Here is a 15,604-nt window from a genome sequence, read left to right as displayed (position 1 = left end):
TTCACAGCAATGGATGCAATCACGTGAATATCGAAACTGTCGAGGTCACTCGCAACTGGAAAAGCTACTTCTTGGTTTACTAGTACATTGATTCCTTAGGCTCTTAGAGTTAATAATATGCAAATGTATGTTTATAGATGCGGACGTTTGTTCTATGACTGAGCGTGAACAACAAATATTAGATCTGATCAAACTTGACCCGATGATTGCCCAAAGTACGTTGGCAGACATGCTCAACATTAGTCGCAGTGCGGTGGCAGGACATATCACGAACCTGACTCGAAAGGGCTTTATTCAAGGTAAAGGTTATCTTATTGCGCCGGATCGTTTTGCCGTTGTTATTGGTGGAGCGAACATGGACTTGTGCGGTCGTTCTTGTTCAGACTTGGTGATGGGGAGTTCGAACCCTGGCACATTAACAGCAAGTGCTGGTGGGGTTGGACGCACGATTGCTGAGAATATCGCTCGACTCGGAAGCAAAGTTGAGTTTGTCAGTGCGGTTGGCGAAGACTTATGGGGAGAGCAATTATTAGACTCTTGTCGTGACGCCGATGTTGGGGTTGAGCACTGCTTGATCGTTCCTGGCAGAGCGACCAGCACCTATCTCTCGATTCAAGGGCCTGACGGCCAGTTGCAAGTGGCGCTCAATGATATGGCACTGTTTGAGGAGCTCAATGCAGAGCGGCTCGCAAAGCGCTCACCGCTGCTAAATCGTGCAACAATCATTGCTGTTGATGCGAATCTTACCGAATCAGCCTTGGAGCATGTGTTTCAAACACAAGCGGCAAAGCCTATCTTTGTTGATCCGGTCTCGGTACTGAAAGCTGAAAAAATCAAACCTTTCCTGTCGTGCATTCACACCTTAAAACTGGAGTTGGCGGAAGCTGAACTACTCGCAGGGTATCCTGCTTCTCAGCATCATCATCTACCTAAAATTGCCAACAAGCTCCATGATATGGGGGTAAAGCAGCTGGTGATCAGTCTGGGTAATAAAGGCGTGTTTTCGAGCCAAGATCGAAAAGGCCATTTTCACACTTGCAGTGACTCCACGGTCAATTTAACTACAGATGGACGAGAAGGACTGCTGGCTGGCTTGGTTCATGGCTATTTGCAAAGCACCAGTTGGCAGCAAAGTGTGGAGTATGCGTTGGTCTCGGCTGGGCTTGCTCCGCAGAATGATTATGCGAATCTCTTAAAACAAGGAAGACACGGTAGCCAATATCGCACTGCGGACAAGTTTGAAAATGATGCTGACCTTGGACTGTATTACGACTAAAGAGCTCCTGGGAGCTTAAGCAGCGATTACATCTTGCTCAATCGTCGAAGTGGTGACTTTAGGGCAGCCGGCATCATGTATAACATCATTAGCCGCATCACGTGATTGATGGCAACAAAAGCAGGCTCTAGTCCTAATAGCAGCGCTACCGCGGTCATGGCTTCAACACTTCCCGGCACCCAAGCGAGCAATAGCACCTGCCAATCTACGTCTGTAACAGCATGAAAAATGGCGGCAAAACATAGAGTGACGCTCACACCTAGCAATGCAACGATAAACCCAGCTTTAGAGTAGCTCAGCGCCTCTCTCCACGTGGTTGGTGCCAAACGAACCCCAATCAGTACGCCCAAAATAGCAGTAGCAAACATAATCAGAGACTCGGGTACGCTTAAATTGAGCTCTGGCAGTGAACTATGATAGACAGTCGCTGCGATAAGGCTGGTGAGCAAATAGGGCGCAGGCACCCCCAACTTTCCCAATACTTTACCTAGTAACCAGCTCGCAACGGCGAGAAAAGTGAGATGCCCAATGAGCGTGAGGCTAAACGACTGGCTAAGCTTAGAAGCACTGTCTTCGCCGGTCGAAGCGATGACACCTGCCAATACCACCAGTAGCAGCAGACGAATAGAGTGCGAAAAGACAATTTTGGGTGATGGTTTTTCCTGCTCTTCACTTATCACTAATATCGCCGCCATGGCACCTGGGATCGCGCCGAGCAAGGATTCAAATGGTGTCCACTTTTCACGTTTGTAAAGCCAGAAAAAGTTTACGGTGGTTTGTGAAAGCATGCATAGCACCAAACCAAAAAACAGTGGTAGGGAGAATGAGCCTGTCAGCTCAGCGACGGGAACCGTGATTCCAATGCTCATACCAAGTATCAGCTGGATGAGGGTGAGAATGAAATCGGGAAGCTTGATGATTTGGTGACTGCACCGCAGATAAACGATGGTTGCAAATGCCGCTGCGAACAGCTCAGACAGTGGCAGTGGGATCGGGCTTGCGAGCACTGCGCCAGCCAAACCTACCAAGATGGTTTTCCATACCGCCATAACTAGTCCTTTGATTCGATTTAACTTTCTGCTGTCGATTATATACCCAACTCCGTACCTACAGCGAGGATAGTGAGCAATACCTAGACACGAAACTCATCTGCTATTTGTTTGGCAATACCCGTTAGGATACGGCACAATGCGCACTGAAAAGGGCATTGACCTGTTTTGGAAGCACTGACTAAAGAGAGAGAAATGAATTTTAAAGCTGCGATTTTCGATATGGATGGTTTGCTGTTGGATACAGAGAATGTATGCAAAGGTATCTTTGAGAAGGCTTGCGAGGCATTAGGGGTGCCATTTCTCGAAGAGAAGTACTTGTCGATTATCGGCTGTAATTCCAAAACCATTCACGCCAAACTCGGCGAGGCTTACGCTGGAATCATTGACTATAAAGTAATTAATGACGAGTGGCGTCAGCGCTATACGAATGTGGTGTTTCATCAAGCGATTCCCAAAAAGCACGGTGTTATTGAGCTGCTTGATTGGCTTACGTCCAAAAACATTCCAATCGCTGTTGCGACCTCTACTCATCGCGATGTCGCCGAAAAGAAACTGAAACTTGCGGGCTTAGACGGCTATTTTAACTGTTTGGCTACTGGATGTGAGGTGACGCATGGTAAGCCGGATCCAGAGATCTACCACTTAGCGGCAGAGCGACTTGGCGTTGCTTCAGAGCACTGTTTGGCGTTTGAAGATTCCAATAACGGTGTCAAAGCGGCCGTGGCTGCGGCCATGCATACTTATCAAGTACCGGATTTGGTTGCACCATGTGAGGATGTGAAAGCTCTGAATGTGCAAACCAGAGCGTCACTGTTTGAAATATACCAAGAACTGTCAGGTTGTTATCCAATCCGCTAATATCGCTCAATACTCAGCTCGGACATTTCCTGTTTTCCGTTCGAAGTAATCAGCTCCGTGAGTATGTCCGCGGATCCGCAGGCCATTGTCCAGCCTAAGGTACCATGTCCGGTATTCGTATACAGGTTGTTCAGCTGAGTTTTGCCAATAATCGGTGTTCCGTCCGGGGTCATCGGGCGGAACCCAGTCCAGTATTCTGCGCGCCCCAAATCTACGCCTTTAGGAAACAAATCACTGACCACGTGGTTTAGGGTTGCTAACCGTTTGTCTGGGAGTGCGGGATCAAATCCGGCTAATTCTGCTGTGCCCGCCACACGAATGCGATCATCAAAACGAGTCACAGCGACTTTGTAAGTTTCATCCATGATGGTCGACGATGGCGCGTGGCTTGGATCGATAATGGGCAGAGTAAGTGAGTAACCTTTGACGGGATAAATTGGCAGGTCAATGCCATGTGGTTGTAGTAGAGCTTTCGAGTAACTGCCCAGCGCCACCACAAAGTGCTCTCCAGTGATGGTGCCTTGAGAGGTTGTTACACCGACAACACGGTGTTTCTCAGTTATTAGGGCGTGGACTTGAGTATTGAACAGGAATTTTACACCCGATTGCTCCGCCATCTTTTGCAGTTGTTGGCAGAAAAGGTAGCAGTCTCCGGTTTCGTCGTCGGGTAGGTAAAGTCCACCAACCAGATCCCCATTCATATTTGCGAGCCCCGGCTCTTGTTGCAAGCACTGCTTGGTATTAAACAGCTCGAATCGAGTTCCGCTTTCCGCCAATAACGCCATGTCTTTTTCAATCGCGTCCAGTTGCTTGTGAGTACGGAAAATTTGCAACGTTCCTTGTGTCCGTCCCTGGTATTGGAGATTGAGGTCTTGGTTTAGCTGCGCTAAACAGCGACGACTTCGATTGGCAATGGTCAGCATACGGGATTTATTCAATTTATATTTGTCGAGCTGACAGTTGGTAAGCATCTGGCTTGCCCAGCGAAGAAGCTCAGGATTCAGGCTCGGCTTTATCTTAAGCGGCGCGTGTTGCTCAAACAGCCATTTAATGGCCTTAGTGGGAATACCCGGGGCAGCCCAAGGTGAAGAATAGCCATAGGAAATTTGTCCAGCATTGGCGAAACTGGTTTCTTCGCCAGCTCTAGACTGTCTGTCGACAACCGTCACGTCAAAGCCTGCCTGAGATAAATACCATGCACTTGTGAGTCCGATGACTCCGCTTCCCAATACAATGACTTTCACTATCGCTTCTCGCACTTTTGAGTTTTACTCAGAATGAATAATTTACATCTGATTAACAATCGATAAGAATTAATAGTAGGTTTTAGAAATTTTAAAGGCTTGAGATGAAGTCAGCATTGCTAAACGGAGTAAATTTGGTTTGTATAGTTGCTCGGCATGCCAGTATTACCAGTGCAGCCAAGCACCTTAATCTAACGGTCGGTGCAGTGAGTCAGCAATTGCAGCAGATAGAAGATAAGCTAGGTTTTAGTGTTTTTGAACGACATGCTCGTGGAATACGACTGACAGAGCAGGGGACTCGGTTGGTGGATGCGACGAGTCATCACCTGACCGCTATCGAGGAAAATGTATTCCAACTGACTCGTGTTTCTGAGCGTAAACAGATCAGGCTCAAGCTTACTCCCTCGCTTGCGTTTAAGTGGCTAGTGCCAAGGCTTGAGGACTTCCATCGTCGTTATCCTGATGTTCAGATCCATACCTTTGCAGAGGGAGCGCTGGTGGATAGCGACAATCGGGACTTTGATATTGCCATTGATTATGGACCAATCCCCTATAAGCGCATAGAGGCTGAACTGTTGATGGAGGAGTGGCTGATTCCGGTATTGAGCCCAGACTATCTAACAAAACATCCTGAGCTACAGCAAGGAAGTGAGGCTTGGCGGCAGGTAACACTGCTTCACGACATTATGCCGTGGCAGGGGGCACCCAAAGACTACGAATGGCGATTCTGGGCTACTGAGCACTGCTTCGATTTGGAGACCAATAAAGGACACTTTTTCAATCGAACTGATATGGCGATGTCAGCGGCGGAGGCGGGTGTAGGCATAGCGTTAGCCAGACAGGCATTGTTGGGGAGTGAAATTGAACAGGGACGATTGATCGCCCCGTTTGCTCCGATAGCGGCTCATGCTGGGTACTTCATCATTACCCAATTCGATGATCCGTACACTAGGTTATTCAAAGACTGGCTTAAAGAGCAGAGCCAGTCTTTGATGCGCTAATCTAACGCTGACAATAATCGATGTGGTCACCCATTTCGATAAGCTTGTCTAGAATGCGCTCTCCATCGGCTCGCAACCCATTATGTTCATACTCGTTGGTGATCCAAGCTTTCGAGTTAGGGATGTTGGCGAGTGTTTCACGGCTGATGTCCATCTCGACAAACATATCGTCAGCGTAGACGGCGCAACTGACGGGGACGCGGTTTTTCGCCAATACTTCAGCATCGTAGAGTGGGCCCCAATCGTCTTTCTGTGCCAGTTGGTCGGCAGCTTCTTTGAGGGGCTTTAAGCATTCGTATTGCTCAAACATCCAAGGGAACACCATCTCCCCAGTAAAGTAGAAACAGTCGTCGCCCGATCGGTAGTTAAACTCATCATGCAGCTGACGAACTCGCTCAGCAGACCAACTCGAAGCAAAACCTTGGCAATAAATCGACTCGTGCAAGAGCGCGTAAATAGGGTTGGTTTGAAATGCCTGTTGCATCAGCATTTCATTCAAGAATTCATAACGTAATGTTGGTTTTCCATCCACTTCAATGAACGCATTTTCAAGAGAATAATAGGTTGGAAGGAAGGTATCGCTGACACCAAAATTAATCCCGATTTGCTGAAATTGTTCCACAGTGAAAACTTGCCCATTCGGCAATAGCACCTCGTTTGTCGCCAGATGGTCAGCAATCTTTTTACATAGCGACTGGGCATGTGGGAACTGATTGAAAAATTCTTGGTTTTTCTCTTTGGTACGCTTGAACGTCGCCTTATAAACATCATCAGGATGTCGTTCTATTGAGGGCACGCCGCCTGTTATGTAGGCACGATTTAGACTGTCGGGAAACAGTGACAGATAGGTTAGCGAGCAAAAACCACCAAAGCTCTGCCCCAAGATTGCCCATTGTGTGACCCCAAAAGCCTGGCGGATAAATTCCGCATCACGAACAATATTATCGGCTCGGAAATGGCTTAGGTAGTCAGCTTGCTCACCAGGAGACAGATGAGCCAAGGTCTGATGACTAATCACACTGCTGTTGCCAGTCCCGCGCTGGTCAAGCAGCAGCACACGATAGTCCTGAAGGGCGCGTTTTAGCCAGCCGCTGTGACCGTTCGGGCGCGGAGATGGAAAACCAGGGCCGCCTTGAAAAAAGACCAGCCACGGCTTGTCAGCGCAGTCTTTCGCAATAGAGACTTCTCTTGCGAAGAGTTGCAACGAACCTTTGTTTGGGTCTTGGTAGTCGAGAGGAACCGTAAAGTAGTGTGGGGTATATTTTAAACCACCATCAATAAAAGCAGAGGAAGTGTGAGTCATATTCAAGCATCCGTGAAGAATAACAGTACATTTAACAATAGAATCAACGCGCTGTTACTCTGACAGCGCTCGCTGAAGTTAGCGGTTTTCTTGGGAAAACACCACCGTTTAGTGCTGATTCTTTTGATTCGTTTAGCAAGTTAGACTAAGCGGGCGCGTGTCATTTTTAGTCCGTCACGAATGTTGAGCCCCATCAGAGTGAGATTGGTAAAGCCTGCCACAAGTTCGATGCCCTGTATCACGTAGAAGGTGGTATCGAAACTTCCAATACTCGCTAGGTGCTGAAGATAGATAGCGGCAGGAAGCAAAATCAGAAGACCATTGGCGGCAACAAAAGGCATACGCTTTTTCTTCGCACCAATGAGCCCGTTTGTTGCCTTTGGCGCGAGCTTGGCGCCAGTAATTCCCGCTGTCGCCATCGCAGGGATGAGTAACAACACTGCATAACAAATGTAGGTCTTAACCGTTTGAATGGCGTTGTACCCTCCAAAAATTTCGACCAGAACCGTGCTTAGAAAAAATGACAAGATCAAAAGAAATGCCGTTAAAGCGGCGGTGCGGTGTATTGTTGATAGCGTTTTTTTCATACCAATAGTCTCACAGTTGAGTGTTGAGTAAGAGATGATGAGGTGGTCATCACTCGATGAGATATAGATTACGCCGCAATAGTTGCAATTGCAACTATTGCGGCGTAAATGTTTTAAATTAAAATTTATCAGGCTAGGAAAATAGGTATTGATTCAGGGGTGGAAGCAAAAAAACGCACCCAGCGGTGCGTTGTTGATCTTGAATAAATCTAACTGCTTTTGGTTCGCCCAATGGCAGCCAACCAACCGCTGTACAGAGTCTCTCGTTTGTCGCGCTCTAACTCAGGACTAAAGGTGCGCTCAATCTCTTTTTTATCGGCGAGTTCTTGTTGGCTGTTCCAATAACCGACCGCCAGTCCAGCAAGCATTGCCGCACCCAGCGCCGTGGACTCGCGAACTTTCGGGCGAACCACTTTGCTGCCCATAATGTCGGATTGAAATTGCATCAAGAAATCGTTGGCGACAGCGCCACCATCGACACGTATCTGGTTGAGCTTTATGCCTGAATCCTCTTCCATCGCCAATAACACATCTTTACTTTGATACGCGATGGCTTCCAGTGCCGCGCGAATAATGTGATTGCGATTGGTACCGCGAGTCAGGCCAACTAGGCTACCTCTAGCATGAGGATCCCAATAAGGCGCGCCCAGCCCGACAAAAGCTGGCACTAGGTAGACACCGTTTGAGCTGTCCACTTGTGTAGCGAAATACGCCGTGTCTTTGGCGTCCCGAATCAACCCTAACTCGTCCCGCAACCACTGAATCGTGGCACCGCCCATAAACACGCTACCTTCAAGGGCATACGCGACTTCATCGCCAATTTGATAGCCCACTGTAGTGAGTAGGCCATGTTGAGATTTAACGGGCTTGTTCCCGGTGTTCATCAGCAAAAAGCAGCCAGTTCCGTAGGTGTTTTTCACCATGCCTTTTTTCACACATTGCTGACCAAATAGCGCAGCTTGTTGATCGCCTGCGATACCACTGATGGCAATCGCATGGTTACCGCCGCCTATTTGTGTATGGCCATAGATTTCGCTCGATGACTTCACACTTGGCAGCATGGTTCGAGGAATATCAAACAGCGCGAGCAGTTCGTCGTCCCATTCTAGGGTGTGAATGTTGAATAGCATGGTTCTGGAGGCGTTACTCACGTCAGTTACATGCGTTTTACCGTGGGTTAGCTTCCAAACTAGCCACGTATCCACCGTACCGAACAGCAGTTCGTCTTTATCGGCTTTTTCGCGTGCACCTTCGACATTGTCTAGGATCCATGCAATTTTCGACGCCGAGAAATACGCATCCACCACTAAGCCCGTTTTGTTTTGAATCATTTGCTCGTGGCCATTGGCTTTGAGTTTGTCGCAGTAATCGGCGGTGCGGCGACACTGCCAAACGATCGCGTTGTAAATCGGTTGGCCTGTGTTTTTGTCCCACACTATGGTGGTTTCCCTTTGATTGGTAATGCCAATCGCGGCGACTTGGTCACTGCCGATGTCTGCTTGAGCAAGGGCTTCGGTGAGTGACGAGCGCTGTGTTGCCCATATTTCCATAGGATCATGCTCAACCCAGCCTGGCTGTGGGTATATCTGGGTAAATTCTCGCTGAGCGGTGGTGATGATATTAGCGTCATGATCAAAGACGATCGCTCGCGAGCTGGTAGTGCCTTGGTCGAGAGCAATGATGACGTTTTTGTTATTCATAGAGTGTCCGTCTGTCAATGAAGGTAGATGAGGGTGCCTGTTCGTTTTCGACCACAGGTCGAAGGCGACGCAAAGCGCACTAACTGAAGATAATAGTGTTGTTGCCGAGATTGTTCAAAGAGTGTGGCGGAATGTGTGAGCGAAGTGATGGAAATGAACAAATTTAACATTTTGCTATCAAAATGCTCGCAATGTTCGTTTTCGCGCATTATATTGTTCGTATATGCTCATTTTAGATCTTGTATAGTGGAGGCGAACGGTAATGGGGCAAACGAACAATAGTTACGATGTGATAGTGATTGGTGGTGGTATTAACGGAGTTGCTGTCGCTGCCGATGCAGCAGGGCGTGGCTTGGATGTGGCGCTCGTTGAAATGAACGACCTGGCTTCTGCGACATCATCGGCCAGCAGTAAATTAATCCATGGCGGACTTCGATATCTTGAACATTACGAATTTCGTCTGGTTTCTGAAGCGTTGGCAGAACGAGAAGTGTTGTTAAAAAACGCCCCTCACTTAGTTGCTCCACTGCGCTTTCAGTTGCCTCATCGTCCCCATTTAAGACCCGCGTGGATGATTCGCGCGGGCCTGTTTCTCTATGATCATTTGGGCAAACGTGTGTCGCTACTGGGCAGCAACAGCGTGAAGTTTGCTGGCAATGACAGCCCACTGTTGCCGGAAATGAAGATAGGGTTTGAGTACTCAGATTGCGCCGTGGATGATGCTCGCTTGGTTGTCACCAACGCTATGATGGCACGGGATAAAGGCGCTTCCATTTTCACGCGAACTAAATGTATGGGCGCGCGCAGAGTCGCCGATGGTTGGTTAGTTGAAACGACAGACACGTTAACGGGTGAAAGCCAATCCTTAAAGGCAAAAGCCTTGGTGAATGCGGCTGGCCCTTGGGTAGATCGCTTTTTTGATGATCAATTGGCGCTGCCATCACCGAGGCGCATTCGACTGGTCAAAGGCAGTCACATTGTTGTCCCTCGTATGTATGAGGGCGACCATGCTTACATTTTGCAAAATGAAGACAAGCGTATCGTGTTCGTTATCCCTTATATGGATCGCTACTCTGTGGTCGGCACCACCGATGTCGACTATCAAGGCGATCCAAGCCAGGTTGCTATTGATGCCAGTGAAACTGAGTATTTGTGTGAGATCGTTAATCAACACTTCAAGGTGAAAATCAGTCCACAAGACATTGTTTCAGATTGGTCCGGTGTGAGGCCATTGTGTGAAGATGAATCTGATGATCCGCAAGCCGTTACTCGTGATTACACGATTGAACTTGACGATGAACTTGATGACGCCCCATTGCTATCAATTTTTGGTGGCAAGCTCACGACTTATCGCAAACTTGGCCAAGCTGCGGTAGATAAATTGGCTCCGTTTTTTCCTCATATGGGATCGCCTTGGACCCAAACGGCAACTTTGCCAGGGGGTAACTTTTCCACTAGAGATGCTCTTGTTGAGCAGACGGCTAAGCGCTATCCGTGGTTGGATATAGGCATAATCAAACGCTGGGTGCGAGCCTATGGAACGAACTTAGAGCGAATTGTTGCAGGTGCCGAGGAGTTAACAGCGCTTGGAGAGCACTTTGGACACGGCCTTTACCAAGTTGAAGTGGATTACTTAATGAAGAGCGAGTGGGCGACCAGTTGCGCAGATGTTTTGTGGCGAAGAACCAAACTTGGGCTTGAGTTTAATGATCTTCAAATCGAAAAGCTGACAACGTATGTGGAAAGGAGCGTGTCTGTCACGCGATTGGCGATGCTTAAATGTGCAGGTGAATAGCACGATGAGCGCGCACTCGCGCGCTCAATCTTTTCTAGGTTAGCGCTTCTTAAGCGTCACCAGAGAGCTAAGGCGATAAAATATCAGTGAGCCGAGCAGTAACGAGCAACCAATAATCTTGTTAAGTGGCATCGGTTCATCGTAGATAACGACACTTAAAATGAGCGTCCATATGGGCTCTAGAAGCATAAGTAGCGCTGCATTCGTCGGATTAGCCAGTTTCTGTCCGGTGGTTTGCATCAGATAGCGTAAACTCGTTGCCAATACCACACTGAGTGCAAACCACTGCCACGTTGTCGCTGAAATTTCCGTTGGCCAAGTTTCGGTGAATGATGAGAGGATAAGCCCTAGTACGCCCGTTGAAAATAACTGCAGTGTCGCAAGAAGAATAGGGGGCAAGCGCACTGAGTATTTGCTGTTGAAATTGAAATGCAATGCAAGACCGATGGCAGAAATGAAGAACCAAATCTGGCTGGCATTGAACGTCCAGCTTCCTTTCCACGACAGCAAAAACAGTCCCGTTATGGCAATGGGCAATGAAAACCAAAAAGCACGGATAGGTTTAGCTTGAAACAGCACCCAGGCAACGATAGGTACAATCAACATCGAAAGGCTCATGATAAAAGCGCCTTCGCCTAGTGTGTCACTAATGGATACTGCGTAGATCCAGCTAAAAATGGCGGCGCCTAAAAAACCTCCCACGCTTAGCGCACGAAGGCAGTCAGACATCGGCGCTGCTTTGAGCGCTTTGAGACAAAATGGCAACAACAATAGTGACGCTAGTAGAAAGCGCAGCCCGATAAAACCAAAAGGTGGCAACCCAGCAATGGCTTCTTTGGAAAACACCCATCCGGCACCCGCTAGCAGCGTAGTAAAAACTAAAATCAATTCAGCGCGATAGTTCAAAATAGAGAGGTCTTTGTGGTTTTTTGCTTATTCTGCGCCAAATTGTTTCACTTAGCCACAGTAAAGTAAGGGGCAAATAGAATCATTGCTTCATCGGCTACTGTTTGTTGTCGAATGGTGTACGAATAAGTAAATGGACTATATTCATAAGTGCAGAAGTAAAAAAATTTGAATAACCGCACACATCTTGGCTAGAGGTGTTTATGACTTTCGCAACATACAGCAATGATTCACTGACCGTTATCGAGGTCGAGTCGGCTAGGTTTGACGCCAAACTCGTTACTCAGTTTCGCGACTTCGTCGACAATCTTCCAGAAACGGGCAACAAGCCCATTTTACTCGATTTGACTCATGTGAATTTTATGGACAGCAGTGCTTTAGGGGTCGTGATGGCCTTTAAGAAGCATCATCAACATTCTGATATCTCCATAGTGACGGAAAGTGCACCGGTGCTGCAACTTTTCAAGATCACCAAAGTCGATCAAATCGTTAAAGTATACAGTGATTTAGAGCAGGCTATTATGGCTGGTTAGCATACTACGCTCAAAAACAATACAAATCGTACATGCAACTTTCTGTTTTTGTTGACGACTCTCTCGGAGTCATACACACTTAGTGTCAACAATTCGTGACACTTTCTACAGGAACATAAAGTGCGTTTAGAAGTCCTTTGCGAAGACAGACTTGGGTTAACTCGAGAGCTGCTAGATATCTTGGCATCCAATAGTATCGACTTACGCGGTATCGAAATCGATACTACGGGCATTATTTACCTCAATTGCCCGGATATAGACTTTGAAACTTTTCGCGACCTAATGGCCGAAATTCGCCGAATTTCAGGTGTGAAAGACGTGCGTAAAATTCAGTTTATGCCGAGTGAGAGGCACAACACTGAGCTGGTGTCTCTGCTGACGAACCTTCCTTACCCAGTGCTGTCAATTGACCTCAAAGGCGCCATCGATATGGCTAACCACGCGGCTCTCAAACTGCTTGCTAAAAGTGAAGAGGAAGCGATGGGTCAGTTGATCTCTCAGCTACTGCCTAGCTTCAATTTTGCAAAGTGGATTGAAGGTGATATCGCCCGACAGAAGCAGGCCATTGTCATTGATGGTTTGGATTACACCATGGAGATTTTACCGGTCTACATCACCGGAGAGTCTAATGAAACAGTCCTTGCTAGCGCGGTAATGAGTATCCACCCAACCACGCATGCTATGACAACAGAGCCATTGGCAGACAGCAACACATTAGGCTTTGAGCATTTTGTCGGTCTATCTAATCGCCACAAAGCGCTAATGAGTCAGGCTAAGAAACTCGCCATGCTTGATCAGCCTCTATTGATTGAAGGTGAAACGGGCACAGGTAAAGAGATGCTGGCTAAGGCGTGTCACAATCGCTCACACCGTGCCTCTCAGCCATTTTTGGTGCTTAGCTGTGCGTCAATGCCAGACGATGTGGCTGAAACGGAGCTATTTGGTCATGCACCTGGGTCGTTTAATCATCAACATGGTCATAAAGGGATTTTCGAACAGGCCAACGGTGGCACTGTGCTGCTGGATGAAATCGGTGAAATGAGTCCTCACCTACAGATAAAACTTTTGCGCTTTTTACAAGATGGTACTTTCCGTCGTGTGGGTGAAGAGCACGAAGTGCATGTCGATGTGAGAATCCTCGCTTCAACTCGCCATAATTTGGCCGACTTGGCTGAGCAAGGTGCCTTTAGAGAAGATCTCTACTACCGTCTCAACGTCCTCACACTAACCATTCCTCCACTACGAGAGCGCGCCAGTGATATTGCTCCGCTTTTGGAGTTATTTGTTGCAAAACACAGCACCAAGTTAGGGATCACCAAACCAGAAGCTGATGAGGAGTTGCTTGATGCATTAAGCAACTACCCATGGCCTGGTAATATGAGACAGCTAGACAACATGGTGCTTCGCGCGCTGACTCAGGCAAGTGGCGCTAGACTCAAACTCGAAGACTTTAACCTGCCAAAACTGGAAGCGGTGAGCGCGGGTAACGTGAATTTGAACATTGACGGGTCTCTCGATGACATCATGAAAAACTATGAATCAAAAGTACTTGAGAAGCTGTATCAGTCATTCCCGTCCAGTCGTAAGCTAGCGAAGCGTTTGAATGTGTCGCATACGTCTATTGCCAATAAGCTACGTGACTACAACATCAGGAAGAATTAATGGAAGACAGAAGCTCGGCGGTGCAACTGCATCGCTCTGAGGGTAATGTGTTAGTTCGAAGCTCTTCCCCCTCTGATGCTTACACGGTTGCTCAATACTTTCGTGATAACCGCGAGTTTCTAGAGCCGTGGGAGCCCAAGCGAGAGCAAGGCTTCTTTCAGGTCGATACCTGGGCGAATAAGTTACTTAAATTGGAAGAACTGCATCGGCTTGGTTTAGCTTATTACTGTTTGATCTTCGATGCGGATACCAAGGAAATGAAAGGGACAGTGTCGTTTAGTAATTTGGTCCGCTTTCCATTTCACTCCTGCAATTTGGGCTACTCTCTGGCTCAAGATGCGCAAGGGCAAGGGTATATGCGCCGTGCCTTGTCCATGGCTATTCCTTACATGTTCGAATTTCAAAATATGCATCGTATCTCCGCCAGTTACATGCCTCATAACAAACGCAGTGAAGCGGTTTTACAATATATGGGTTTTGAGCGTGAAGGCTTCGCGAAAGATTACCTGCTGATCAATGGCCAATGGGAAGATCATGTACTGACGGCGCTTCACAATCCAAACTGGAAGGAATCATGACCAATAGATTAGAGCAGCAGTTGAACTTACTGATGGAGTTGGACAGGCTTAAGTCTGTTCTGCGCCGAACTCGTATCCGCAGTGCGGAAAGCCGCTTTGAAAACAGTGCCGAACACAGCTGGCATGTGGCGATGATGGCGCTTCTGTTTCAGGAGCACGCGAATGAGCCAGTGGATATTACAAAAGTGATAAAAATGCTGCTTCTGCACGATATCGTTGAAATCGATGCGGGTGATACATTCGTCTACGATACACAGGCATCAGAGCTACAAGAGCAAAAAGAGCTGGAAGCGGCGGAGCGATTGTTTGGTATGTTACCAGATAAACAAGGCGAAGAGCTGTTTGCCACCTGGCGCGAGTTCGAACAAGCAGAGTCAGCAGAGGCAAAATTTGCCAAAGCGCTCGATAGACTAATCCCTATGTTACTCAACTATCACAATCAAGGACAAAGCTGGATTGAGAATGAGGTAACCGCAGCTCAAGCTATTCAGGTGAACCAAAAGATAGAAAAAGGTTCACAAGTGCTGTGGGATAAAGCAAAATCCCTTATTGAAGAAGCCGTCGAAAATGGCTGGTTAAAGAATTAGGAAACTGAATGTCGTACACAACTTTGGATGAATACCAAAGAAAATGGATTTTTACTCATCAATCAATGCCAGTACCAGAGTCTGACTGGCCCCAAATCAAACCTATGACGCAAGCACGTGCTGCGCAGTTTTGGAAAGAAAACATCAGCGCTCAAAGCCCAGATGCAGAACGTTTGAGCAGCCAAGATTGGCCGATGAAAGACAACAACTGGTGGGACGAAGTTGATTGGATGCAGGCGTGGGACGCCGATGAAAATGACTTGCCGGAGGCGGTAGCGCAATTCATCGATTGGCAAGATGATGTGACGGTGTACTTCTGCTATGAAAAGTACAATGTCATCGAGACCAAATGGTCGACGTTTAAGCGTTATTGGAAGAACTTCCTATTTTACGATGATGGTCCAATCCTGTTGGGCCGACGCCGCTCAGAGGCGCTATGGTTCTCAACCGATGGCACCGTAAAACTCGGTAAGCGTAAATAAAGAAAGCCAGCGATATATTCGCTGGCTTTTTTGATTTCGC

15 protein-coding genes are annotated in these 15,604 nt (G+C 47.6%); 9 read left to right on the top strand and 6 right to left on the bottom strand.

From position 1 onward, the window contains the following. Positions 1–154: 154 nt before the first annotated feature. Positions 155–1,276, top strand: a complete 1,122-nt coding sequence (locus tag AAA946_RS09810; RefSeq protein ID WP_338164697.1) for a PfkB family carbohydrate kinase — start codon at positions 155–157, stop codon at positions 1,274–1,276. 26 nt (positions 1,277–1,302) lie between these two features. Here the strand turns inward: AAA946_RS09810 and AAA946_RS09805 are convergent, their stop codons facing one another. Further along, positions 1,303–2,325, bottom strand: a complete 1,023-nt coding sequence (locus AAA946_RS09805) for an AbrB family transcriptional regulator (protein ID WP_338164696.1) — start codon at positions 2,323–2,325, stop codon at positions 1,303–1,305. A 195-nt stretch (positions 2,326–2,520) separates the two neighbouring features. Between AAA946_RS09805 and AAA946_RS09800 the strand changes: the two genes are divergently transcribed. Next, positions 2,521–3,186 (top strand): HAD family hydrolase, encoded by a 666-nt coding sequence (locus AAA946_RS09800; RefSeq protein ID WP_338164695.1) that lies wholly within the window; start codon positions 2,521–2,523, stop codon positions 3,184–3,186. On the opposite strand, the gene AAA946_RS09795 is transcribed toward AAA946_RS09800, so the two are convergent. Continuing rightward, entirely contained in the window at positions 3,183–4,430 is a 1,248-nt protein-coding gene (locus tag AAA946_RS09795) for a D-amino acid dehydrogenase (protein ID WP_338164694.1), read from the bottom strand. The genes AAA946_RS09800 and AAA946_RS09795 overlap by 4 nt on opposite strands. A 104-nt stretch (positions 4,431–4,534) precedes the next feature. Here AAA946_RS09795 and AAA946_RS09790 point away from each other — a divergent pair, with 104 nt between their 5' ends. Further along, a complete protein-coding gene (locus AAA946_RS09790) occupies positions 4,535–5,431 on the top strand; it encodes a LysR substrate-binding domain-containing protein (protein WP_338164693.1) in 897 nt (298 codons plus the stop codon). A 1-nt stretch (position 5,432) separates the two neighbouring features. On the opposite strand, the gene AAA946_RS09785 is transcribed toward AAA946_RS09790, so the two are convergent. The 3 genes from AAA946_RS09785 to glpK all read right to left on the bottom strand — a co-directional run bounded on the left by AAA946_RS09785 (position 5,433) and on the right by glpK (position 9,021). Then, complete coding sequence (locus AAA946_RS09785; RefSeq protein WP_338164692.1) at positions 5,433–6,734, bottom strand: alpha/beta fold hydrolase; 1,302 nt, start codon at positions 6,732–6,734, stop codon at positions 5,433–5,435. Between the two features lie 140 nt (positions 6,735–6,874). Beyond that, the gene (locus tag AAA946_RS09780; protein ID WP_338164691.1) at positions 6,875–7,321 is read right to left on the bottom strand and encodes a hypothetical protein; all 447 of its coding nucleotides are present in this window, start codon (positions 7,319–7,321) and stop codon (positions 6,875–6,877) included. 209 nt (positions 7,322–7,530) lie between these two features. After that, positions 7,531–9,021, bottom strand: a complete 1,491-nt coding sequence (gene glpK / locus AAA946_RS09775; protein WP_338164690.1) for a glycerol kinase GlpK — start codon at positions 9,019–9,021, stop codon at positions 7,531–7,533. Between the two features lie 262 nt (positions 9,022–9,283). Here glpK and glpD point away from each other — a divergent pair, with 262 nt between their 5' ends. Beyond that, a complete protein-coding gene (glpD, locus tag AAA946_RS09770) occupies positions 9,284–10,816 on the top strand; it encodes a glycerol-3-phosphate dehydrogenase (protein WP_338164689.1) in 1,533 nt (510 codons plus the stop codon). Positions 10,817–10,855: 39 nt separating this feature from the next. Here glpD and AAA946_RS09765 read toward each other — a convergent pair whose 3' ends face one another. Next, a complete protein-coding gene (locus tag AAA946_RS09765; protein WP_338164688.1) occupies positions 10,856–11,722 on the bottom strand; it encodes a DMT family transporter in 867 nt (288 codons plus the stop codon). Positions 11,723–11,925: 203 nt separating this feature from the next. On the opposite strand from AAA946_RS09765, the gene AAA946_RS09760 reads away from it, so the two are divergent. From AAA946_RS09760 to AAA946_RS09740, 5 genes are all read left to right on the top strand, one after another. Beyond that, positions 11,926–12,255, top strand: coding sequence for an STAS domain-containing protein (locus AAA946_RS09760; protein ID WP_338164687.1), 330 nt, complete (start codon positions 11,926–11,928; stop codon positions 12,253–12,255). A 120-nt stretch (positions 12,256–12,375) separates the two neighbouring features. Beyond that, positions 12,376–13,917, top strand: a complete 1,542-nt coding sequence (gene tyrR, locus AAA946_RS09755; RefSeq protein WP_338164686.1) for a transcriptional regulator TyrR — start codon at positions 12,376–12,378, stop codon at positions 13,915–13,917. Next, on the top strand, positions 13,917–14,495 hold the full coding sequence (rimJ, locus tag AAA946_RS09750; protein ID WP_338164685.1) for a ribosomal protein S5-alanine N-acetyltransferase: 579 nt from the start codon (positions 13,917–13,919) through the stop codon (positions 14,493–14,495). The genes tyrR and rimJ overlap by 1 nt, the downstream gene beginning before the upstream one ends. Continuing rightward, positions 14,492–15,082 (top strand): HD domain-containing protein, encoded by a 591-nt coding sequence (locus AAA946_RS09745; protein ID WP_338164684.1) that lies wholly within the window; start codon positions 14,492–14,494, stop codon positions 15,080–15,082. Before rimJ ends, AAA946_RS09745 begins: the two co-directional genes overlap by 4 nt. Positions 15,083–15,090: 8 nt before the next feature. Next, positions 15,091–15,564 (top strand): DUF2947 domain-containing protein, encoded by a 474-nt coding sequence (locus AAA946_RS09740; protein ID WP_338164683.1) that lies wholly within the window; start codon positions 15,091–15,093, stop codon positions 15,562–15,564. Positions 15,565–15,604: the final 40 nt, after the last annotated feature.

The sequence above is a fragment of the Vibrio sp. 10N genome (genome assembly GCF_036245475.1).
In the GTDB taxonomy this organism is placed as follows: domain Bacteria; phylum Pseudomonadota; class Gammaproteobacteria; order Enterobacterales; family Vibrionaceae; genus Vibrio.
This window is presented reverse-complemented; position numbering and strand designations above follow the sequence as displayed.